Source organism: Serratia sp. JSRIV002 (genome assembly GCF_019968725.1).
In the GTDB taxonomy this organism is placed as follows: domain Bacteria; phylum Pseudomonadota; class Gammaproteobacteria; order Enterobacterales; family Enterobacteriaceae; genus Chania; species Chania fonticola_B.
On the sequence record NZ_CP074143.1, the window covers coordinates 5,636,341 to 5,659,513 of the forward strand.

Genomic DNA, 23,173 nt, shown 5'->3' on the forward strand with positions numbered 1-23,173 from the left:
CAGCAGCCAAGCTACTGTTATAGCCCGCAAGCTCAAGCACTGTCGACCTGCGTCAAATTACGCCATCCATGGAATTGCCCGGCGGGCAAGGTACAGCCCGGATAGCAGCAGAGCAACGGCTGCATATCGACCTGGCGAAACATTAACGCTATTGAGTGTAACCGACTTACGCGCGCTGTGTTGGTAAACAGTCAGCGATGGATGCCAGCACCAGCTCATGGGCGACACCGCCACGAACTTCTGCTTCACCAATGCCCTTCGGCAATACCAAACGCAACGCCCCCGCCAACACTTTTTTATCACGCAGCATGTGTGGCAGATAGGCCTCAGGCGTCATTTCCTGCGGCCCGCAAACCGGCAACCCGGCGCGCAGCAGCAGCGCCTTGATCCGTTCAATATCGTCAGCCGAGAACTGGCCCAGGCGACGTGCTGTTTGCGCAGCCATCACCATGCCAGCCGCCACGGCTTCACCGTGCAGCCAGACACCGTAGCCCATTTCGGCTTCGATGGCATGGCCGTAGGTATGGCCCAGATTGAGCAACGCCCGCAGACCGTTTTCACGTTCATCGGCAGCCACCACTTCGGCCTTCAATTCGCAACAGCGGCGGATGCAGTACGCTAACGCGTCCATATCCAGCGCAACCAGCGCATCAATATTATTTTCCAGCCAGACGAAAAAATCACCATCGAGAATAATCCCGTATTTGATCACTTCCGCCAGACCAGAGGAGAGTTCACGCGCCGGTAAAGTACGCAGGCAGTCCAGATCTACCACCACCGAAGCCGGTTGGTAGAAGGCGCCGATCATATTTTTACCGAGCGGATGATTGACGGCGGTTTTGCCGCCAACGGAGGAATCCACCTGCGAGAGCAGCGTGGTAGGAACCTGGATAAAACGCACACCGCGTTGATAGCACGCGCTAGCAAAGCCGGTCAGATCGCCAATCACGCCGCCGCCGAGGGCAACTAACGTGGTATCGCGACCGTGGGGCTTTTCCAGCAGCGCCGAGAACACCTGCTCGAGTACGGCCAGAGATTTATACTGTTCGCCATCAGGTAGAATCACCTGATCCACCACTACGCCGCCCTGTTCCAGCACCGACCGGATCCGCTCCAGATACAACGGTGCCAAAGTCTGGTTGGTGACCAGCATGACCTGTTCACCCGCCTTTAGCGGCATAAAAGAAGCCGGATCGTCAAACAATCCGGCGGCTATGGTAATCGGGTAGCTACGCTCCCCAAGCGTTACGGTAATTCTCTCCATGTCGCGCTCAGTTCTCGGTGTGGTTTATCCCCGCCAACGCGGGGAACACAATCAGAATTTCCGCATTTGCCCGCGGCCAACACGGAACCCGCTATCAGTTACTTTCCAGCATGTTGATAATCTGGTTGGCAACCACTTTAGCGCTTTGATCGTCGGTGCGGATAGTGACATCTGCAATTTCTTCGTACAACGGATTGCGCTCTCTAGCCAGCGCTTCCAGCACCTCACGCGGAGGAGAGTCTACCTGCAGCAGCGGACGCTTCTTGTCGCGCTGAGTACGGGCCAACTGCTTCTCGATAGTGGTTTCCAAATAGACCACGACACCACGCGCCGACAGGCGGTTACGCGTTTCACGCGACTTAACCGAGCCCCCGCCGGTAGCCAGCACAATCCCTTGCTTTTCCGTCAGTTCATTAATGACTTTTTCTTCACGATCGCGGAAACCTTCTTCCCCTTCCACGTCGAATACCCAGCCCACGTCAGCTCCGGTACGTCGCTCAATTTCTTGATCGGAGTCGAAAAACTCCATATTGAGTTGCTGAGCTAACTGACGGCCAATAGTGCTTTTGCCGGCACCCATAGGCCCAACCAGAAAGATATTGCGTTTCTCTGCCATGTTTTTCGGTATTACTAAGACAATTCGTTAATGATAACCCGCCCCGCCAATCAAATTAGCGGCGGGACCTAAACTGAAACCTCATGAGCGATAGTGCGAGATCAGACGAAAAATTATCTCAACACTCTTGGTAGTTTGGCAACCGAATAAATCACTATCCACGCCGCAGGAGGGAAACCATACGTTTTTAACGGCGTCTTATACCCTATGGATCCCAGGTTTCAGCCTGGAAGACGACGGGTACAGCATTAACAAAAAAACCTCGGTGCTCAATTCGGTAACCCTTGTAAGCTAAATCGGCCGCAGCGTCAAACTCAGATGCCTCTAAGGCACGAAAAAAAGTGCATTTGCTTGCCAACTTTTAAGCGTTTTCAACGGCTAGGATTTTGGACTAAGACCTCATGAACCGAGCATTGCAGCGAGATCTCCGCCTGGAGTTTATCTGAAAAAGTCACGGGATGTCGTGATTTGGCAGATTAACGGCAACTTTCGTCGGTTTCCCTCATTTGGACTTGGCGTCACCACCGTGCCAAACATCACGATCGAGACAATTTAGACTTTAACCAGTGTGGGCGTGATGAAAATCACCAACTCGCGCCTTTTATGCTGTTGGTTGCTGTGTTTGAACAGCGATCCCAGCAAGGGGATATCGCCCACGCCAGGGACTTTATCGGCCGTTTGGTTGCGCTGACGCTGAAAAATGCCCCCTAAGACGATGGTTTCACCATCTTTCACCGTCACCTGGGTTTTAATCTCCTGCTTGTCGATCGCCAGCGCCTCTCCTTCGCCCTGTTTGATCGAACGCCCGGGCATATTCTGGCTGATCTGTAACGTCAGGGTGATGCGGCCATTGGGTAAAATCTTCGGCGTGACTTCCATGCCCAGCACCGCGTCCTTGAACTCGATCGAGGTGGCACCGCTGGAACCGCTCGACACCTCGTAGGGGATTTCCGTGCCCTGCTTAATGCTGGCGGTTTGCAGATGTGCGGTAAGCAGGCGCGGGCTGGCGATAATCTCCACCTGATTTTCCTGCTCCAGCGCCGACAGCTCCAGATCCAGAATGCGCCCGCTGATGCGTGCCAGGTGGAAACCGGCCGTTATGGCGCTGTTCTCTACCGGCAGACCAACGCTGAAATTGTCTATCCGCAGCTTTTTGGCTGGCCTTTCTTCTGCCGCCAGGCCCCACCTTACGCCAAGCTCCCGCAAATTCTCGCTGCTGATGGTGACAATATGGGCAGCCAGTTGCACCTGTTCCAGCGGGGTATCCATCTCTGCCACCCAGGTTTTCAACTGGGCCAGCGCCTGAGCGGTGTCACGCAGCAGCAACGCGTTGGTGCGTCTATCCACCACGACGCTGCCACGCTCGGTCAATAATTTGCCACGTTGGCTATCCAGGCTCTGCGCTATCTCGCTGGCCTCCGCGTTTTGCAGCGTGATCGTCAGGTTGTGCAGCGGCTCCTGCTGCGCCAACGCCCGCTGCCGACGAAGCAGCTCCTGTTCATCCGGCAGTGGGAAAACCATCATCACATTGCCCTCCAACGTCATCGTCAGCTTGCCCATGCGTAATACCACGGCCAACGCCTGCTGCCAGGGAACATTGTCCAACCGCAGCGTCAGATTGGTATCGCCCCCCTCGGCAGCGACCAGGTTCAGATCTTGATACTCCGCCAGCGCCTGTAAAATCAGGCTGACCGGAGTATCATGGAACACCAGTGACACCGGCTTTTCCTGCTGCACACCCGCCATCACCGCCAAAGGGAGAACCAGCCACCCCACCAAAAGCCACTGATATCCTTTCATCACTTTTCCTTACGGTTTTTCCCCAACGTGAGCACCACACTACCCGTGCGTGGCCGACATGCTTCGGCCCTATCCTGCGCAACGAGTTCAAGCTGCCGGGGCTGGATCTCCATCACTTGCCAATCCCCATCCAGCACCCGCTGCTGGGGCAATAACCCCAACCACTGCCCCTGCGGGGTGACCACCCAGCCATAGCGCAAATCCGGCGTGCCAATAATCCCTTTCAGCCGCCAATCCTCCGGTGAAACGGTAGGATCGGCGCAGGCCGCCGTTAGCGGTGGCTGGAACGGATCGCGATACTGTTCAGCCCACAACGGGGCCGAGAGCAACAGCCAAAACCACCACGCCTTATTCATCCACCGCCTCTTCTGAGCTAATCAGAGTCAGTTGAGTGGTTAACCCTTCGGGCTGCCTCTCGATCTTCATTTGCCCAATCCTGCGGGTGGAGGACAGCGCCTCCAGCAAGCGCAGCAAGCCCTCGAAATCTAGCTGTAACCTTATCTTTTGTTGGGCTGGTTTCTCCTGCTGCTGGAAACGTAGCAGCCGCCCCCCAAGCTGATAGAGCTGAGTACCCAAATCCCCCGGCTCATCAGGCACGATCAACACCTGCTGCCCCAACCGCTGCTCAAGCTCTGCTAACAACGGTAGCTGGCTAAGTTGCTGCTGACGCTCTGCAATCTGGTGTACCAACTGCTGACGCTGCTCATCCAGCCTTTCCCACCGTTGCCATTCCCCCGAGATCAGCCCACTGCAGGCCAACAGCCCAACCCCGGCTAATACCAGCCATTGAGCCGCCAGCAACTGCCAACCAGGCCGGGCTAGCCAGGGGATCAGCCAGTCTGGCAGGGGCTTATCCATCCTGCCCCCAGCGTGCCGTTAGAGTGAACGCCAACCCTCCCTCCTTGCGCTGTGTGACTTCAACCAGGCGACAACCCTGCAACAAAGGTAGCGCGGCCAACCGCCGTTCAAAGGTGACTATCTCCCCATACGCCCCACCTTGCCCCCGCAGCAAAATCCCCCTGGCGTTCTCTTCAAAATCCGTGAGCCACAGGGTTTCAGGCAGCGTTACCGAGAGCTGCTGCAATAGCGACAGGTAACGCAGGTTGTGCGCTCGATTATGCTGGTAACGGGTGCTTTCTGCGGCCAAACGGGCCAGTTCGGCCATCTTTTGCTGAGTCTGCTGAATACGCTCTGCCAGCTCAGTGTGTTGCTGCGTTAAGTCCTGCAATATCAAATGTTGACTGGCCTGTTGGAAGAACAGCAAAAAGTAGGCTGCCGTGAGCATAGCCAGCACCAGCAGCAATTGAGCAACGAAGCAGCGTAACCAGAAGGTGTAGCGCTGCCGCTGCCGTCTGAGGCGCCAGGGCAACAGATTGACCTGATACATCAGGCATCCTCGCGGCGCAGAGCCAACCCGCCAGCCAGAACAAACGCCATCGGCTGAGCGGGCAGCGGTGGGTATAAGCGGCTGAAAGCCGTGAACGGTGACCAAGGCATGGCACCTTCTGGCGCGGCCTCGTCCAGCACGCTGCTGTAATACACCTCTTTAGCCCCCATGGCTGGGCAAGCTGAACGCAGGGCTGCCAACGCCTGCTTGACGCCGACGGCTTCCCCCGCAGGCAAGACGCCATAAGCAAAGGACATCGCTCGCGGTGCTACCCATAGCCATTCCGACTCTAGGCGATGCAGCAGCCCGGCATCGGGAGCCAAGCCGGCAAATGCGGCCATCATGCTTAGCGCATTAGGGGCGATATCGATCACCTGGGGATGCAGATCCGCCTGTTGCAGGCAATGCAGCCATTGTTGCAGCTCCTGCTGGCGGGCCGCGGTGAGCAGCAACTGATGGGTATTGGGCTGCGCCTGGCGGTAATCCATTGCTAACGTCTGGCTGTCTAACGGGAACTGTTTCAGACCCTGGGTGGTGATGTAGTCATGGCGAACCGGTTCCTGCAAGCGCAGATTCGGCAGGGGTAACGTCTGCTGTAAAACCCGCTGCGCGGGTAAAGCAATGCGTAAGGAAATATGTCTTGGTAACCGGCTACGCCACTGCTTGAGGACCGCCACCAGCATCGCAGAACTCTCTAAATGCCCGGCCCGCAGCGCCGAATACGGCAATGCCTGTTGCCACCAGTGGCGCAATTGCCAACCGTTACGCCGACGCTGCGCAGCCAGCGCTCTGATGCTGTGATCCTGGATATCCAACCCCACCTGCCACGTTTGAGAAAACATATTTCACCCCACCTCCGTACCCTCAGATAACAAAAGAACATATCCATGTTGCAGGCTTGCCTTTATACTACCGCGCGGTTGTTTATAAACTGCCCAATTGACATGAAATGGGAAATCTCAGGTGAAGTTCGTAAAGTATCTTTTAATCCTTGCAGTGTTTTGCATCGTGCTGGGAGCAGCCTCGATTTTTGGCTTGTACAAATATGTCGAGCCACAGCTGCCCGATGTCGCAACGCTGAAAGACGTGCGGCTACAAATCCCGATGCAGGTTTACAGCGCGGAGGGCGAACTGATCGCCCAATATGGTGAAAAACGCCGTATTCCTCTCAAGCTGGACCAAATCCCACCGGTGATGGTGCATGCCTTCATCGCCACAGAGGACAGCCGTTTCTATGATCATCACGGGGTCGATCCCGTTGGTATCTTCCGTGCCGCCTCGGTCGCGCTGGTTTCCGGCCATGCTTCGCAGGGGGCCAGTACCATCACCCAGCAGTTGGCCAGAAACTTCTTCCTGAGCCCGGAACGCACTTTGATGCGCAAAATCAAGGAAGCCTTCCTGGCGATCCGCATTGAACAGATGCTGACCAAGGATGAAATTCTTGAACTGTATCTGAACAAAATCTATCTGGGTTACCGCGCTTATGGCGTGGGTGCTGCCGCGCACGTCTATTTTGGTAAGGATGTCAGCCAACTGACGCTGAGCGAAATGGCCACCATTGCCGGATTACCCAAGGCACCTTCTACCTTTAACCCGTTGTACTCCCACGATCGCTCCGTAGCGCGTCGTAACGTGGTGCTATCGCGAATGCTGGATGAGCGCTACATCACACAGGCGCAGTACGATCAGGCCCGCAGTGAACCTTTGGTAGCCAATTACCATGCGCCGGAAATCAGCTTCTCTGCCCCTTATCTTTCAGAGCTGGTGCGTCAGGAGATGATCAAGCGTTACGGTGAAAACGCCTATACCGACGGTTACAAGGTCTACACCACCATCACCAAGCGGCTGCAACAAGGTGCGCAGGAGGCGGTACGTAACAACATCCTCAACTACGACATGCGCCACGGCTATCGCGGCCCGTCAAACGTGCTGTGGAAAGTGGGTGAGCCTGCCTGGGATCAGAAACAGATTGTCGATTCACTGAAGAACCTGCCGAACTACGGCCCGCTGTCTCCTGCGGTGATCCTGCAGGCGGATGCCGAACAGGCTACCGCCATGCTGGCCGATGGCAGCCGCATTGCGCTCCCCATGTCTGGCATGCGTTGGGCACGTGCGTTCAAGAGCGATACGCTGCAAGGCCCTACGCCGAAGCGCGTCACCGACGTGGTGCAGCCCGGCCAACAGATCTGGGTGCGTAAAGTTAACGACAACTGGTGGCTGTCACAGGTGCCGGACGTGAACTCGGCGCTGGTGTCGCTCGATCCTAATACTGGCGCTATCAAGGCGTTGGTCGGCGGCTTCGATTTCAACCAGAGCAAGTTCAACCGCGCAACCCAGGCGCTGCGCCAGGTGGGGTCCAACATCAAACCGTTCCTGTATACCGCGGCGATGGATAAGGGCCTGACGCTGGCCACCATCCTCAACGATCTGCCGATCACCCGTTGGGATGCCGGTGCCGGTACCGACTGGCGGCCGAAAAACTCGCCACCTACTTACGACGGTCCTATCCGACTACGCCAAGGCCTAGGCCAATCGAAAAACGTGGTGATGGTGCGGGCAATGCGCGCCATGGGCGTGGACTATGCCGCTGAATATCTGCAACGCTTTGGTTTCCCTGCGCAAAACATCGTGCATTCGGAATCGCTGGCGCTGGGTTCAGCTTCGTTCACCCCGCTACAGGTGGCTCGCGGCTATGCCGTGTTGGCCAACGGTGGCTATCTGGTTGACCCGTACTTCATCACCAAGATCGAAGACGATACGGGTAACGCGGTATTCGAAGCCAAACCGAAAGTGGTCTGCGATAGCTGCAACCTGCCGGTGATCTACGGCGATACGCATCGTTCAGCCATGCTTTCCGATGATAACGTCGAGAACGTGGCGGTATCGCAGGAAGGCAACAATGCCAACGTCCCGATGCCACAGCTTGAGCAGGTAACCCCGGCCCAGATGCAGCAAGATAACGACCAGCAGTATGCACCACATGTGATCAGCACCCCGCTGTCGTTCCTGATCCGTGATGCATTGAACACCAATATCTTCGGTGAACCGGGCTGGATGGGTACCGGCTGGCGCGCAGGCCGCGATCTTAAACGCCATGATATCGGCGGCAAAACCGGTACCACCAACAGTTCGAAAGATGCCTGGTTCTCCGGCTACGGCCCAGAAACAGTGACATCGGTGTGGATCGGTTTCGACGATCACCGCCGCAATCTTGGCCGTGCCTCCGCTTCGGGTGCCATCCCGGATCAGATTTCCGGTGGTGAAGGTGGAGCGAAGAGTGCTCAACCGGCTTGGGATGATTTTATGAAGGTGGCGCTGGAAGGCCTGCCAGAGCAGAAAGTCACTCCACCGCCGGGGATTGTCAGCGTGACCATCGACAAGAGCACCGGCAAACTGTCCAACGGGGGCGGAGGTAGCCGTTCCGAGTACTTTATCGAAGGCACTCAACCCACGGAGTTCTCGGTACATGATGCCGGAACCACCCTGACAGACCCTGGTGGCGAAAGTCACGAGCTGTTCTAAAAACGACAATGGCCAGAGCAATCTGGCCATTTTTTTATCTTAACCGGCGGGCGCCGTATGTTGTGAGCCCAGGCGGATTTGTCAGCAGATGAATCGATGGAGGGTTAGCGTGAACCGCGCAGGAATGCCTCTGCCAGGAACAATGCGCTGACATTGCGCGCCTCACGAAAGTCCGGTTCCGCCAGCAGTGCCATCATGTTGGCTATCGGCCAACGTACCTGGGGTAACGGCTCTGGCTCGTCCCCCTCCAGGCTTTGCGCATAGAGGTCGTGTGCCAGCACGATATTCATCTGGCTGGAAAAATAGGAAGGTGCCATCGTCAGTTTGCTGAGGAAATCAAAGCGCCCGGCCCCAAAGCCGACTTCTTCCATCAGTTCGCGGTTAGCGGCTTCCAACACTCCTTCGCCAGGATCGATCAGCCCTTTGGGGAAGCCCAGCTCATAGGATTCGGTGCCTACCGCATATTCACGGATCAGCAGCAAATCATCCCCTATCACCGGCACAATCATCACCGCTTCGCGTTCCGAAGGGCGCATACGCTCATAGACCCGCCGCACACCGTTACTGAACTCCAGATCGACCGACTCTACGTTAAATAAACGCGAGCGCGCGACCGTTTCTACTTTCAGAATTTTAGGTTTTTGCAGCTGTTTATCCATGATTGCCTCAAATAGGTTAACCGCCTAATACACTGAATACTCAGTACTCTCAGGCAGGTAACCAGGATAATAATATGCGCGTTGTGGCAGACAGCAAAAGGGTCAACCACTGGCTAAACTCGATCTTGATCACATTGTGCGTTAATGGGAACCATTTCCGCAACGAGCTTAGCCTGTAATTTACTTTTTTTTAACAAACCTGACCAGCAGCTATCCCGGTGGATAAAAAAACAGGTAGGCAAATAGGATAATCCTGATATCCGGACACCATGAGGATTGCTATGCTCGTGCAGGTTAAAAAATCGTACGGTAAATGCCTAACGATAGCCACGAATGAGAGCCGGATAACAACTAAACGGTGGGTCATTCTATCTCTGGGCGGTTAACTCCGTATAATGTCTGGCTTTGCGTAAGATTGGCGGTTTCATGGGTGTAGGACGAGAATAGCATGAGCACAATAGCGTTGATATTGGCCTTAGCGCTAGCCTGCCTGATCGCTGCTGGCCTCTACTTGTGGTTTAAATTCCGCCCCCAGCCAGCCTTGGCAGGTATCCTGCCGTTCGTCAAACCTAACCACCGCAAACTGACCGCGCCAGAGCGGGCAGCTATCGAGAATTACCTCAACCAACAAAACCGCCTGGGCAACAAACTGCTGTCAGGTTCCGCTTCCCTGCCTTCTGCCCGGCTGGCGTTGACCGCACAGAGCGACAACGTTTACCCGATCACCCATGCCATTACCCGCTATGGTCTGGCAAGCGATGAACCCAACAACTGGCGCTACTATCTCGACTCGGAAGAGATCCATCTTCCTCCGTTTTGGGAGCAGTACATCAGCGCCGATAACCATGTCGAAGTGATCAAGACCCAGACTCTACCGCTGGTGATCTCACTCAACGGCCATTCGCTGCTGGATCATATTTACGACAGCCCACCTTCGCCGGTAGTGACTACAACCCCGACAAGGAACGCCTCCATCCGCAAAGAAGAGAGCGAACATATTGAGTTGGTGAACATTCGCAAGGAAACCCGCGAGGAACATGAGCTTAACCGGCCGAACGGCGTCAAGGAAGCGGCCCTCATCTCTGCTGCCCTACTGCTGCTGTTCCTTAGCCTGATCAGTCCGGTGGTAGTGATCCCCTGGATCATTCTGGTAGCGGTGCTGATGATCGTCTGGAGCTGCTGGCATCTGTTGCGCCGCCCGAGCGAAAAAGAGCTGAAAGAGGTGCACTGTCTGCGCGGCACGCCAAAGCGCTGGGGGTTATTCGGTGAGTCCAATCAGGGGCAAATCAGTAATATCTCTTTTGGCATTATCGATTTGATCTACCCCCCGCACTGGTTGCCTTACCTGAATGCAGACCTGGGTAAAACCACCAATGTGGATATCTACCTCAACCGGCAGGTGGTACGTCAAGGGCACTATCTTTCCCTGCATGACGAAGTGAAAAACTTCCCCTTGCAGCATTGGGGCAAGAACGCCGTATTAGCGGCCAGTTCGCTCGTGGTGCTGTTGTTACTGTTAATCTACATTCCACTCAGCCTACCCGCTAAATTGAGCACCGCGTGGTTACAGGGCACACAGAAAACGGAAGTCACCAGCGTTCAAGCGCTGGAGGCCATTCCACTGCATATCGGCGATAGGCTGAAAATTCAGGGCAACGGCATGTGCTACGTTCCTTCGGGCAACAACAGCGCCACTGCGCCAAGCTTTATGCCTTTCGATTGTTCTGGGATCTACTGGAATACGGCGACCCCGCTGCCACAGCCCGAATCGGAAGTGATCGATAAAGCAGCTGCGCTGATGGCCACCATCAACCGGCAACTGCACCCAAGCGGTGCCGAGCAGAAAGTGAACCCACAGTTGGCCAGCGCCATTGAAAAGTCAGGCATGATCCTGTTGGATGACTTTGCGGATATCGTATTGAAAACGCAGGACCTGTGTGGCACGGAGGCCGACTGTGTGCGCTTGAAGAATGCGCTGGTCAATCTGGGTAACGTCAAGAACTGGGCCAACCTGGTGAAACGGGCCAAATCCGGGGCGCTGGAAGGCGTTAACGTCCTGCTGCGTCCGGTCAGTGCTGAATCGCTGGAAAACCTGAGTAACGCGGCTACCTCTGCCTTCGTGGTGCGGGAAACCCGTCAGGCCGCTGCGGCCCTCAACAGCCCACCACCGGGCGGTTTTTTGATTACCAGTGACGAAGGCAAGCAGTTGGTGGATTATCCCTTGCCCACACAGCCGCTGAACGAATACAACTCACTCGACCAATGGAAAGAACTACAGCGTCTTAGCAGCATGTTGCTACATACGCCGTTCCGGGCAAACGGGGTGATCACCAATATCTTTGTCGATGCCAACGGCACTCGGCATATCGCCCTGCATAGTGAACCGGATATCGTGACCCTGTGGCGCTATCTTGGCACCAGCCTGCTGTTGCTGGTGTTGGTCGTCGTGCTGGGTTACAACTCCTGGCGGTTGGTACAACGCAGGCGCAAAAACCAACATCGCCTCGCCGATATCCAGCGCTATTACGACAGTTGCTTCAACCCGCAGCTCACCCCGATGTCCATACGCCCGATGGCGTAGCCTCCAACCTGCCATCCGCCTATACTAGGTTGTATGTTTTTTATCATCCGCGGGATACCGCTATCCCGCCTATGGAGTTGGTACATGGTTCCTGAGTTTGACTGGCACGATATTGATACCGTACTGCTGGATATGGACGGCACCCTGCTGGATCTTGAATTCGACAGCCATTTTTGGCTAACGCTGGTACCGCAGGCGTTGAGTAAGCAACGAGACATTCCCTTCGACGAAGCCAGCAAAATCATTCACCAGGAATACCTGTCCGTGCAACACACCATGAACTGGTATTGCTTTGATTACTGGAGCGAACGCCTAGGGCTGGATATCTATCAAATGACCAGCGAAGTCGGTAACCGCGCTCGGCTGCGTGAAGATACCCAGCCATTTTTGCAGGCGTTACGCGATGCCGGGCAGCGCACCATCCTGCTCACCAACGCGCATCCACACAGTCTGGCGGTGAAGGTTGAGCACACCGGTTTGGATCGACACCTTGATTTATTACTTTCCACCCACACATTTGGTTATCCAAAGGAAGATCAGCGTCTGTGGCAGGCAGTTCAGCAACAAACCGGCTTTGACCCGCAGCGCACAATGTTTGTGGATGATGGTGAACCCATTCTGGATGCCGCAAGCAAGTTTGGTATCCGCTACTGCCTTGGCGTGCAGAACCCGGATTCCAGCATGGCGAGTAAAACTTTCCAGCGTTATCCGTCGATGAGCGACTACCGCCAGTTGATACCGGCCTTGGAACGGAGGGAGCAATGAAAGCCAAAGCAACACCGGATGAGGCCGTTCGCCTGGATAAATGGCTGTGGGCCGCCCGATTTTACAAAACCCGCGCACTGGCCCGTGACATGATCGACGGCGGCAAGGTGCACTACAACGGGCAGCGCGGCAAGCCGAGTAAAGCCGTTGAAATCAATGCCGAAATCAAGCTGCGTCAGGGCAACGACGAACGCACTGTCATCGTGCTGGCCATCAATAGCCAACGGCGTGGAGCCGACGAGGCGCAGCTGATGTATCAGGAAACCGAGGCCAGCATTGCCAATCGCGAGAAAGTGGCGCTGGCACGCAAGATGAATGCGCTGACCATGCCGCATCCGGATCGTCGTCCGGACAAGAAAGAGCGGCGCGATTTGATTAAATTTAAATTTGGCGAGCAGGAATAATCCCTCGCCTCAATGAGAGAAAACTATGTCCAACCATGACCAATTACACCGTTACCTGTTCGAAAACTACGCGGTGCGCGGTGAGCTGGTTACCGTCAGCGAAACCTATCAGCACATCCTGACCAACCATGATTATCCGGCACCGGTACAAAAACTGCTGGGCGAGTTGCTGGTAGCCACCAGCCTGCTGACCGCCACGCTGAAGTTCGACGGTGACATTACCGTTCAGGTGCAAGGCGACGGCCCGCTGAAACTGGCAGTGATCAACGGCAATAATCGCCAGGAGATGCGTGGTGTAGCCCGTGTCGAAGGCGAGATTGTGGCCGACAGCACCCTGCACCAGATGCTGGGTAACGGCATTATGGTGATCACCATCAGCCCGTCTGAAGGTGAACGCTATCAGGGCGTGGTGGGTCTGGAAGGTGAAACGCTGGCCCAGTGTCTGGAAGGGTATTTCCGCCAGTCCGAACAGTTGCCAACGCGCCTGTTTATCCGTACCGGTGAAGCTGAAGGCAAATCTGCGGCTGCCGGTATGCTGCTGCAGGTACTGCCAGCTCAGGATGGCAATGCCGATGATTTCGACCATCTGGTGCAGCTGACCGCCACCATCAAGGATCACGAGCTGTTCACCCTGCCGGCCAACGAAGTGCTGTATCGCCTCTATCATCAGGAAGAGGTTACGCTGTACGAACCTCAGGACGTGATCTTCCGCTGCACCTGTTCACGCCAGCGCTGTGCCGATGCCTTGATCACGCTGCCAGCGGAAGAAGTGGCCGATATGCTGGAACAGGATGGCAACATCGATATGCACTGTGATTACTGTGGTAATCATTATGTATTCGATGCGTTAGACATCGCCGCCCTCCACAACGGCAATGCCGACAGCAACACCCAACTGCATTAAGCAACACCGCGGTGTGACGTGCGTCGAGTTGTGACGCACGTCAGCCCTCGCCGTTTGCACGCTTGCTTTATTCCGTGGTCTACATCTCATAACGTAACTAAAAAACGTTTAATACGTTAAATATTTGATACCTATCGCGGTTACATCGCCATGGATCCCTACAATTGTCGCCAGAAATTCTGTGATCAAGGAGTAGTGACATGCGTGTTAATGGTATAACCCACCAGGATCTTGCCGCTTATGGAATTCATAACGTTGGTGAAATCGTTCACAATCCGAGTTATGAATTACTGTTTAAGGAAGAAACGGACCCTTCACTGCAAGGGTTTGAGCGTGGTGTAGTAACCAATCTGGGTGCCGTTGCCGTCGATACCGGCATCTTCACCGGCCGTTCGCCAAAAGATAAGTACATCGTCCGTGACGATATCACCCGGGACACCGTCTGGTGGGCCGATCAAGGTAAAGGCAAGAACGATAACAAACCTCTCAGCCCTGAAGTCTGGGCAGATCTGAAAAAATTGGTCACCGAGCAGCTTTCCGGCAAGCGCCTGTTCGTGGTCGATACCTTCTGCGGTGCTAACGCAGACTCCCGCCTGAAAGTCCGCTTTATCACAGAAGTGGCCTGGCAAGCGCATTTCGTCAAAAACATGTTTATCCGCCCGAGCGATGAAGAACTGCAGGGCTTTGAGCCTGATTTCGTGGTGATGAACGGCGCCAAGTGCACCAACCCGAACTGGCAGCAGCAGGGAATGAACTCGGAAAACTTCGTGGCATTCAACCTGACCGAGCGTATGCAGCTGATCGGCGGCACCTGGTACGGCGGCGAAATGAAAAAGGGTATGTTCTCCATCATGAACTACCTGCTGCCGCTTAAAGGCATTGCCTCCATGCACTGCTCGGCCAACGTGGGCGAGAAAGGCGACGTGGCGGTGTTCTTCGGCCTGTCCGGCACCGGTAAAACCACCCTGTCCACCGATCCGAAACGCCAACTGATTGGCGATGACGAACACGGCTGGGATGACGATGGCGTCTTCAACTTCGAAGGCGGCTGCTACGCCAAGACCATCAAGTTGTCGGAAGAAGCCGAGCCAGATATCTATCACGCCATCAAGCGTGATGCGCTGCTGGAAAACGTCACCGTATTGGCCGACGGCACCGTGGACTTCAACGACGGATCGAAAACCGAGAACACCCGCGTTTCCTATCCGATCTACCACATCCACAATATCGTCAAGCCGGTGTCCAAAGCGGGCCACGCTACCAAGGTGATCTTCCTGACTGCGGACGCCTTCGGCGTACTGCCACCGGTATCACGCCTGACGGCCAACCAGACCCAGTACCACTTCCTGTCCGGTTTCACCGCCAAACTGGCCGGTACCGAGCGCGGCGTTACCGAGCCAACGCCAACCTTCTCTGCCTGCTTTGGCGCGGCATTCCTGTCACTGCACCCAACCCAGTATGCAGAAGTGCTGGTCAAGCGCATGCAGGCAGCCGGAGCCCAGGCTTACCTGGTCAATACCGGCTGGAACGGCACCGGTAAGCGTATCTCGATCAAAGACACCCGCGGCATTATCGACGCCATCCTCAACGGTGAAATCGATAAGGCAGAAACCATCACGCTGCCAATCTTCGATCTGTCGATGCCTACCGCCCTGCCAGGCGTTGATCCGGCCATCCTCGACCCACGTGCCACCTATGCCAACATAGAACAGTGGGAAGAGAAGGCGCACGATCTGGCGAACCGCTTTATCACCAACTTCGACAAATACACCGATACCCCGGCAGGCGCTGCACTGGTCAGCTCGGGTCCGAAACTGTAATAGCGTTGATTACCTCCTAAGCCAAGGCGCGGAATTCCGCGCCTTTTCTATTTTTGGCTGATTTGCACTTGAGGTTGGTTTGAATTCGTGGCTGACTTGCACTTGTGGTCAATTTGGAGGGGCGCTGCAATGCTGCGCCCGTTGAAGGCTGGAGGAGGCACATATGGACTTGAAACAAACCTTACTGAAGAAGCCACCGCGTTATGGATTGGGAACCTGGATGCATCAACACTTTGCCGAATTAGGCGGCGTCGAGTTGAAAATCCCGCCGCGCGGGGAGGAACCACCGCGCGATGTCACCTTTGGCGATGAATATGAAGGAAACACGAAGCCCTGACCAGGCCACAATGCTGCGGCCTTAAGTCAGGATATCAGGCGTTCTCTTTGGCTGGCGGGGTCCCGCTGGAAGTTTCTTTCTTCTCGATCGGTATTGGGAGATAGGCTCGGATACGCAGCCCACCACGCTCGCTGGTGCCGATATCCAGCACGCCAGCATGAGCGTCAATGATGCGCTGCACGATCGCCAACCCTAACCCGGTGCCGCTGGTGCTACGCGCACTGTCGCCGCGCACAAAGGGTTGGAACAGGTGCTTCAGCTCTTCCGGCTTGATACCGGGGCCATCATCCTCCACCTGGAACCAGCCGCGCTGCAGTTCTCGCCCGCTGCTGACCTTGATCCAGCCGTTGCCATAGCGCGCCGCATTCACCACCATATTCACCACCGCACGTTTGATCGAGAGCGGATGCACATCCACCATCAGCTCACCCGGCAGAATATCGGTTTCAATCACCCGCTCGTAGCCACTTTCGGTGGCCACCACTTCGCCCAGAATGGAATTCAAATCGCAAATTTCGGTTTGCATCTCCTGGCCGGTACGCAGGTAATCAATAAACTGTTCGATGATGGCGTTACATTCTTCGATATCTTTATTGATCGACTCCGCCAGATAACCGTCTTGCTCGCTCATCATTTCCGTCGCCAGACGGATACGCGTCAACGGCGTGCGCAGGTCATGACTGACCCCCGCCATCAGCAGCGTGCGATCGTCGGCCAGCAACTTCACCCCAGAGGCCATCTGGTTGAAGGCCCGGGTTACCGAGCGCACCTCAGAGGCACCATACTCACGTAACGGCGGCGGAATAATGCCTTTGCCTACCTGCAAGGCGGCGTGCTCCAGCTCCACCAGAGGGCGGTTCTGAATGCGGATAAATAGCCAGGCGCCGCCTATCGCCAGCAGCATAATCGCCAGGGTGTAGCGGAACAGCGGCGAGAAATCGCCTTGATGGATTTCGGTCAGCGGGACGCGCACCCAGATATCTGGCTGCAACCAGGTTTTCAGCCAGACCACCGGGGAGTTTTTGTTAACCTCGACGCGGACGTCGGTCGGGCCACCTAGTTGCTGCGCCATCTGCTGGCTAAGGAATTGGTAGTGTTGCGCCCAGCGCAGGCCGCTCTCTTCAGCAGCCGCGTTGGTATAAAGCGAAATGCCCAGCTCGCGGTAGATCTCGCGGCGGAACGCTGGCGGCACCTCAAGCAAGGTACCGTCCTCCAGTTGCAGCCGATCGGTCATCAGCATACGAACTTCGTACGCCAATACCTTATTGAACTGCTGCAGACTGGGCAGGATGGCGAAGTTAAGCACCACCAGATAGGTCGTCACCAGGCTGACGAACAACAAGGTGACGATCAACAGCAAAGTTCGGGCAAACGAGCTACGCGGTGAAAAGCGTAATCGCCTCATGCCTTACTGCCGTCCGGGACGAAGACGTAGCCAAGACCCCAAACGGTCTGGATATAGCGTGGATGTGCCGGATCTTCTTCGACCATGCGGCGCAGGCGCGAGATCTGCACGTCGATGGAACGCTCCATCGCGCTGTATTCGCGGCCACGGGCCAGATTCATCAGCTTATCGCGCGATAACGGTTCGCGTGGGTGGCTGACCAAGGCTTTCAGCACGGCAAATTCACCGCTGGTTAATGGCATAGGCTCATCTTCACGGAACATCTCGCGCGTGCCGAGGTTCAGTTTGAATTTACCAAAGGCGATCACCGCCTCTTCCTGAGAAGGCGCACCCGGCAGTTCGTTGGCCTGACGGCGCAGCACGGCACGGATACGGGCAAGCAGTTCACGTGGGTTGAACGGCTTAGGGATATAGTCATCGGCACCGATTTCCAGCCCGACGATACGGTCCACTTCTTCACCCTTGGCGGTCACCATAATGATCGGCATCGGGTTGCTTTGACTGCGCAGGCGGCGGCAAATGGATAGCCCATCCTCACCCGGCAACATCAGGTCTAATACCATCAGATGGAAAGACTCACGCGTCAGCAAACGATCCATTTGCTCAGCGTTGGCAACGCTGCGAACCTGGAAGCCCTGTTCGGTTAAGTAACGCTCTAAAAGCGCGCGCAGGCGCATGTCATCATCGACGACCAGAATCTTGTGATTCTCTTGCATTGTCTGACTCCCAAAGGCTGTATTGCCTGATTCTAGACTGTGGCCCGCACTTATGCATTGGCACCGCTGGCGGCTATTTGGCAACAGCCTCGTATTGTTCAAAAACTCAATCATTACTGACAGCGTTTAATGGTATATATTCTAGCCGAAATTGTTACAAAGCTTATTCTTTTGCCCAAATATCAACAATTTTCACTTAAACCGGAGCGGCAGATCGGTAAACAACTTCCCGCTGCGTATGATGTACACTCTTGGCAGAAAACCGCAAGACTGGCGAATTGGCAGTGTACCTCAGGTTTATAAAAAAAACGCCAACGGATATGGTGGCCGCTTTATGCGAGAATGCCCACTGCTCCTGTGATTTGATGATGGATGACGATGAAAACATTGCTGATCACCCGTGAGGGTTACAACAAGCTCAAAAAAGAATTGGATTTTCTGTGGCGTGAAGACCGCCCGGAAGTGACCAAGAAAGTCACCTGGGCCGCCAGCCTGGGCGACCGAAGTGAAAACGCCGATTACCAATACAATAAGAAGCGGCTGCGTGAGATCGATCGTCGAGTACGTTATCTCACCAAGTGCCTTGAGCAACTGAAAATTGTCGATTATTCGCCGCAGCAGGCGGGCAAGGTGTTCTTTGGGGCCTGGGTAGAGATCGAGAATGACGATGGCGATACCAAACGCTTTCGCATCGTGGGTTACGACGAAATCTTTGGCCGTAAAGACTACATCTCCATCGACTCACCCATGGCTCGCGCCTTGCTGAAAAAAGAGGTGGGAGATACGGCTACGGTTGAGACCCCGGCAGGTATTGCCTACTGGACGGTCAACGAGATCGAATATATCAAAGACGAAGAATAGTTGAGACCTTAGGGGCGCCGCATGCTGCGCCCATCAAAACCTCGGCCCTCTGGACTGGCATTTTCCCCCTGCAAAACGTATAACTATCCCCCTATCGATTATCGCTGCTAACAGATACCTGACTTATGACTGATCCACTGAGCCGCATTATTGCAACCGAACTGCAGGCCCGCCCGGAGCAAGTTGACTCCGCCATCCGTCTGCTGGATGAAGGTAATACCGTGCCGTTTATCGCACGCTATCGTAAGGAAGTCACCGGGGGCCTGGATGATACCCAACTGCGTCAGTTGGAGACTCGTCTGGGCTATCTGCGTGAACTGGAAGATCGCCGCCAAACCATTCTCAAGTCCATTGAAGATCAGGGTAAACTGACCGAGCAGTTAGCGGGGGCAATCAACGCCACGCAAAGCAAAACCGAACTCGAAGACCTTTACCTCCCCTACAAACCGAAACGCCGCACCCGAGGGCAGATCGCTATTGAAGCCGGTCTGGAACCGCTGGCAGACTCCCTGTGGCAAGATCCGCAACAGCAGCCAGAGCAACTGGCCGAAGGGTTTGTCGATGCCGAGAAGGGCGTGGCAGACGTCAAAGCGGCGCTGGACGGCGCACGCTACATCCTGATGGAACGCTTTGCCGAAGACGCTGCCCTGCTGGCCAAGGTGCGTGACTACCTGTGGAAAAACGCCCATCTGGTGTCCAAGGTTGTCGAGGGAAAAGAAGAGGAAGGCGCGAAATTCCGTGACTACTTCGATCACCATGAGCCTATTGCGCAAGTGCCTTCGCACCGTGCGCTAGCGATGTTCCGTGGCCGCAATGAAGGCGTGCTGCAACTGGCGCTGAACGCCGATCCGCAGTTTGAAGAAACCCCGCGTGAAAGCCAGGGCGAGCTGATTATCACCAACCATCTCAACCTGCGCCTGAACAACGCGCCGGCAGATGCCTGGCGTAAATCCGTGGTTAACTGGACGTGGCGTATCAAGGTGTTGCTGCATCTGGAAACCGAGCTGATGAGTACCCTGCGTGAGCGTGCGGAAGACGAAGCGATCAACGTTTTCGCCCGCAACATGCACGACCTGCTGATGGCCGCTCCGGCCGGTATGCGCGCTACCATGGGCCTGGATCCTGGCCTGCGCACCGGCGTTAAAGTGGCGGTGGTAGATGCCACCGGCAAGCTGGTTGCCACCGATACCGTCTATCCGCATACCGGGCAGGCAGCCAAAGCCGCTGCGGTCGTTGCCGCGCTGTGTATCAAACACAAGGTTGAGCTGGTTGCCATCGGTAACGGCACCGCATCCCGCGAGACCGAGCGTTTCTTTGCCGAGCTGCAGCAGCAGTTCCCGGACGTTAAAGCCCAGAAAGTGATCGTCAGCGAGGCCGGAGCTTCGGTGTATTCCGCTTCCGAGCTGGCCGCGTTGGAGTTCCCGAACCTGGACGTTTCGCTGCGCGGTGCGGTTTCCATCGCCCGCCGTCTGCAAGATCCGTTGGCGGAACTGGTGAAGATCGACCCTAAATCTATCGGCGTGGGCCAATACCAACACGACGTCAGCCAAAGCCAGTTAGCCAAGAAGCTGGACTCGGTGGTGGAAGACTGTGTGAACGCCGTTGGCGTTGATCTGAACACCGCCTCCGTGCCGCTGCTGACCCGCGTAGCTGGCCTGACGCGCATGATGGCGCAGAATATCGTCACCTGGCGTGATGAGAATGGCCGCTTCAGCAACCGTGAACAGCTGCTGAAAGTGAGCCGTTTGGGGCCAAAAGCCTTCGAGCAATGCGCGGGCTTCCTGCGCATCAACCACGGCGATAACCCGCTGGATGCGTCAACCGTTCACCCGGAAACCTACCCGGTGGTGGAACGCATTCTGGCCGCAACCCGCCAGGCTCTGCAAGATTTGATGGGCAACCCGAGCGCGGTACGCAGCCTGAAAGCCAGCGACTTTACCGATGAGAAATTCGGCGTACCAACGGTCACCGACATCCTGAAAGAGCTGGAAAAACCGGGCCGCGACCCACGCCCGGAATTCAAAACGGCTACCTTCGCCGAAGGGGTGGAAACCCTCAACGACCTGCAAGTGGGTATGATCCTGGAAGGTTCGGTCACCAACGTCACTAACTTTGGTGCCTTTGTTGATATCGGCGTCCATCAGGATGGCCTGGTGCACATCTCGTCACTGGCGGACAAGTTCGTTGAAGATCCGCATACCGTGGTAAAAGCCGGTGATATCGTCAAGGTGAAGGTGATGGAGGTGGATCTGCAGCGTAAGCGTATCGCGCTGAGCATGCGCCTGGATGAGCAACCGGGTGAAGGTTCACCACGCCGTGGCGGGGGCAATAATAGCGCTCCAGCTCGCGATAAAAACTCACGCCCAGCGGCTAATAAGCCTAAACCACGCAACAGCACCCCGGCAGGTAACAGCGCTATGGGTGACGCGCTGGCCGCCGCATTTGGCAAGAAATAATGAGCTGAGGGGATAAACCCTTATCCCCTCCTTCGGCTGTCTCTTGATCGGTTCTGCGCTCAAGAGACAGCGCGGATTTATTACGGTCGATGAGATCCATGTATTCAACTATGGACTTCTGGAGTTCGTAGGTAAATTAGTCATCAATCCACTAGCGGGGATGGCATCCCACCTTACATAGCGTCAGCAAAATTGCTCTCTTGATTGACACCAGCCATAGATTACCCAGTAATATGCGGATACTAACAACAAGGAATGTGAAATGAGTCATCAAAATCAGGAAGTGAGCAAGTTTTTAAGCTATGTATTACGCCACCAACCAGAATCTATCGGTTTAGCGCTGGACAGTGAAGGATGGGCAAATCTCGACTCGCTTATCGCCTGTGCAGCTAAAAAGGGTAGGATACTTGACCTGCAGCTACTAAGATCGGTTGTAGAGAACAGCGACAAGAAGCGCTTCTCTATTTCTGATGATGGTGGTTATATCCGCGCTGTACAGGGGCACTCCTCAAAACAGGTTGATATCAGCTATCAGGAACAGACCCCGCCACAGTACCTTTACCATGGCACGGCAACACGTTTTATCGCTTCAATTAATCAAGACGGATTGCTCGCTGGCTCCCGTCAGTATGTGCATCTATCCGCTGATATCACTACAGCGACCGCCGTTGGCCAACGGCATGGCAAGCCTATTGTGTTAACCATTGATGCCCTGGCAATGTACCAAAATGGTTTTAGATTTTATCAGGCTGATAATGGGGTCTGGTTGACGACGGCTGTGCCAGTGAAGTTTATAGGTGAGTGATGGCAGAAATGAAGGCAATTTTGCCAGTTGCCCTTCTAGCGCCACCCCAACAATTTTGACCTACCGCAATAAAATGGCGATTATTTTGCCACCCGATTTCGAGCTATCGCTTAAAGCCCGCACTCCGGTAAAAATACTCCGTTGTTAACACCCTTATTAACACCACCTTTTCAGTTCGTCGATTGTGTCGTAAACACAAATACTTACCCCTCTCATTTACAGCAGGCGATGTTGCCAGATCTGCGCCATAAAACTTTCAGCCACGCCAATAGAGCTACAACTGTTTCATTACCGCAAGAAAATGCACAAATTTGCAACTTAATTAACCTTTTGCACTCATTTGCAGTGCGTTTGGCTTAGTGCTAAAACAGGAGCTGGCAAGGCGTCCATTGCAGATATGACAGCATTTACAATTGCCCATACATTCCGTATTGAATACGATAATTGTTATCACTATGATTCTGTGTATTCATTGCTCTGTTTTTGGCTCGGCGCTCCTGGCCCCATACACCTTTTCACAGGTAGTCTGGGCAGCAAATGTTCTGAAGGTGTCATTCCTGTGGGAATGCTCAACGCATTGAGAAGGCAATATGCAGCTGCTTCCTAAACATACCTATAAAATTACCGGTTTCTCCAGCGAGATTAGCCCGGCCTACCGCCAGAAATTACTGTCGCTTGGCATGCTGCCCGGCTCGCAGTTTGATGTGGTACGCGTGGCACCATTTGGCGATCCGATAGAAATAAAGACTCGCCGCGTTAGCCTGGTACTGCGGAAAAAAGATATAGACCTGATCCTGCTAGATAGCCAAGCGTAACGCGCTGTCCCCGCCTCAGGCAGTTGCCGTGTGCAAACACGGCCGATACTTAATTT

20 protein-coding genes and 1 pseudogene are annotated in these 23,173 nt (G+C 55.1%); 11 read left to right on the forward strand and 10 right to left on the reverse strand.

Going from position 1 to position 23,173, the window contains the following annotated elements; genetic code table 11:
• Positions 1-166 precede the first annotated feature (166 nt).
• The 7 genes from aroB to pilM form a co-directional block, all read right to left on the reverse strand.
• Entirely contained in the window at positions 167-1,264 is a 1,098-nt protein-coding gene (gene aroB, locus KGP26_RS26470; protein ID WP_094981658.1) for a 3-dehydroquinate synthase, read from the reverse strand.
• Between the two features lie 94 nt (positions 1,265-1,358).
• Positions 1,359-1,880: a shikimate kinase AroK gene (aroK, locus tag KGP26_RS26475; RefSeq protein ID WP_005271698.1), complete on the reverse strand. Its 522-nt coding sequence runs from the start codon at positions 1,878-1,880 to the stop codon at positions 1,359-1,361.
• 552 nt (positions 1,881-2,432) lie between these two features.
• On the reverse strand, positions 2,433-3,680 hold the full coding sequence (gene hofQ, locus KGP26_RS26480) for a DNA uptake porin HofQ (RefSeq protein ID WP_223664776.1): 1,248 nt from the start codon (positions 3,678-3,680) through the stop codon (positions 2,433-2,435).
• Positions 3,680-4,036 carry a DNA utilization family protein gene (locus tag KGP26_RS26485; RefSeq protein ID WP_021807467.1) on the reverse strand — a complete coding sequence of 119 codons (357 nt, stop codon included), beginning with the start codon at positions 4,034-4,036 and terminating at the stop codon, positions 3,680-3,682. The genes hofQ and KGP26_RS26485 overlap by 1 nt, the downstream gene beginning before the upstream one ends.
• Positions 4,029-4,538 carry a hypothetical protein gene (locus KGP26_RS26490; RefSeq protein ID WP_209523491.1) on the reverse strand — a complete coding sequence of 170 codons (510 nt, stop codon included), beginning with the start codon at positions 4,536-4,538 and terminating at the stop codon, positions 4,029-4,031. Before KGP26_RS26490 ends, KGP26_RS26485 begins: the two co-directional genes overlap by 8 nt.
• Positions 4,531-5,067 carry a PilN domain-containing protein gene (locus tag KGP26_RS26495; RefSeq protein ID WP_223664777.1) on the reverse strand — a complete coding sequence of 179 codons (537 nt, stop codon included), beginning with the start codon at positions 5,065-5,067 and terminating at the stop codon, positions 4,531-4,533. Before KGP26_RS26495 ends, KGP26_RS26490 begins: the two co-directional genes overlap by 8 nt.
• On the reverse strand, positions 5,067-5,909 hold the full coding sequence (gene pilM, locus KGP26_RS26500; RefSeq protein WP_223664778.1) for a type IV pilus biogenesis protein PilM: 843 nt from the start codon (positions 5,907-5,909) through the stop codon (positions 5,067-5,069). Before pilM ends, KGP26_RS26495 begins: the two co-directional genes overlap by 1 nt.
• Before the next feature lie 121 nt (positions 5,910-6,030).
• Between pilM and mrcA the strand changes: the two genes are divergently transcribed.
• A complete protein-coding gene (gene mrcA / locus KGP26_RS26505; RefSeq protein WP_059199458.1) occupies positions 6,031-8,589 on the forward strand; it encodes a peptidoglycan glycosyltransferase/peptidoglycan DD-transpeptidase MrcA in 2,559 nt (852 codons plus the stop codon).
• A gap of 104 nt (positions 8,590-8,693) precedes the next feature.
• Here mrcA and nudE read toward each other — a convergent pair whose 3' ends face one another.
• The gene (gene nudE / locus KGP26_RS26510) at positions 8,694-9,248 is read right to left on the reverse strand and encodes an ADP compounds hydrolase NudE (RefSeq protein ID WP_021807462.1); all 555 of its coding nucleotides are present in this window, start codon (positions 9,246-9,248) and stop codon (positions 8,694-8,696) included.
• A 448-nt stretch (positions 9,249-9,696) separates the two neighbouring features.
• Here nudE and KGP26_RS26515 point away from each other — a divergent pair, with 448 nt between their 5' ends.
• The 6 genes and pseudogenes from KGP26_RS26515 to KGP26_RS26540 form a co-directional block, all read left to right on the forward strand.
• A complete protein-coding gene (locus tag KGP26_RS26515) occupies positions 9,697-11,829 on the forward strand; it encodes an intracellular growth attenuator family protein (protein ID WP_021807461.1) in 2,133 nt (710 codons plus the stop codon).
• Between the two features lie 84 nt (positions 11,830-11,913).
• Positions 11,914-12,594: a GMP/IMP nucleotidase gene (yrfG, locus tag KGP26_RS26520; RefSeq protein ID WP_223664779.1), complete on the forward strand. Its 681-nt coding sequence runs from the start codon at positions 11,914-11,916 to the stop codon at positions 12,592-12,594.
• Positions 12,591-12,998 carry a ribosome-associated heat shock protein Hsp15 gene (gene hslR, locus KGP26_RS26525; protein ID WP_021181711.1) on the forward strand — a complete coding sequence of 136 codons (408 nt, stop codon included), beginning with the start codon at positions 12,591-12,593 and terminating at the stop codon, positions 12,996-12,998. The genes yrfG and hslR overlap by 4 nt, the downstream gene beginning before the upstream one ends.
• A gap of 25 nt (positions 12,999-13,023) precedes the next feature.
• Entirely contained in the window at positions 13,024-13,902 is an 879-nt protein-coding gene (gene hslO, locus KGP26_RS26530) for an Hsp33 family molecular chaperone HslO (protein ID WP_223536585.1), read from the forward strand.
• Positions 13,903-14,102: 200 nt separating this feature from the next.
• Positions 14,103-15,722: a phosphoenolpyruvate carboxykinase (ATP) gene (gene pckA / locus KGP26_RS26535; protein ID WP_021807458.1), complete on the forward strand. Its 1,620-nt coding sequence runs from the start codon at positions 14,103-14,105 to the stop codon at positions 15,720-15,722.
• Between the two features lie 151 nt (positions 15,723-15,873).
• Positions 15,874-16,059 (forward strand): annotated as a pseudogene (locus KGP26_RS26540) (plasmid stabilization protein); the annotation flags it as partial.
• A gap of 34 nt (positions 16,060-16,093) precedes the next feature.
• Here KGP26_RS26540 and envZ read toward each other — a convergent pair.
• Both envZ and ompR read right to left on the reverse strand, forming a co-directional pair.
• Positions 16,094-17,464, reverse strand: a complete 1,371-nt coding sequence (gene envZ / locus KGP26_RS26545; protein ID WP_021807456.1) for a two-component system sensor histidine kinase EnvZ — start codon at positions 17,462-17,464, stop codon at positions 16,094-16,096.
• Positions 17,461-18,180 carry a two-component system response regulator OmpR gene (gene ompR / locus KGP26_RS26550; RefSeq protein WP_004709363.1) on the reverse strand — a complete coding sequence of 240 codons (720 nt, stop codon included), beginning with the start codon at positions 18,178-18,180 and terminating at the stop codon, positions 17,461-17,463. Before ompR ends, envZ begins: the two co-directional genes overlap by 4 nt.
• A 378-nt stretch (positions 18,181-18,558) precedes the next feature.
• On the opposite strand from ompR, the gene greB reads away from it, so the two are divergent.
• From greB to feoA, 4 genes are all read left to right on the forward strand, one after another.
• A complete protein-coding gene (greB, locus tag KGP26_RS26555) occupies positions 18,559-19,041 on the forward strand; it encodes a transcription elongation factor GreB (protein ID WP_021181715.1) in 483 nt (160 codons plus the stop codon).
• A 125-nt stretch (positions 19,042-19,166) separates the two neighbouring features.
• Positions 19,167-21,497 carry a Tex family protein gene (locus tag KGP26_RS26560; protein ID WP_021807455.1) on the forward strand — a complete coding sequence of 777 codons (2,331 nt, stop codon included), beginning with the start codon at positions 19,167-19,169 and terminating at the stop codon, positions 21,495-21,497.
• Positions 21,498-21,759: 262 nt separating this feature from the next.
• On the forward strand, positions 21,760-22,302 hold the full coding sequence (locus tag KGP26_RS26565) for an RNA 2'-phosphotransferase (RefSeq protein ID WP_115159399.1): 543 nt from the start codon (positions 21,760-21,762) through the stop codon (positions 22,300-22,302).
• A 590-nt stretch (positions 22,303-22,892) separates the two neighbouring features.
• Positions 22,893-23,117, forward strand: coding sequence for a ferrous iron transporter A (gene feoA / locus KGP26_RS26570; protein WP_021807451.1), 225 nt, complete (start codon positions 22,893-22,895; stop codon positions 23,115-23,117).
• The last annotated feature ends 56 nt before the right edge of the window (positions 23,118-23,173 follow it).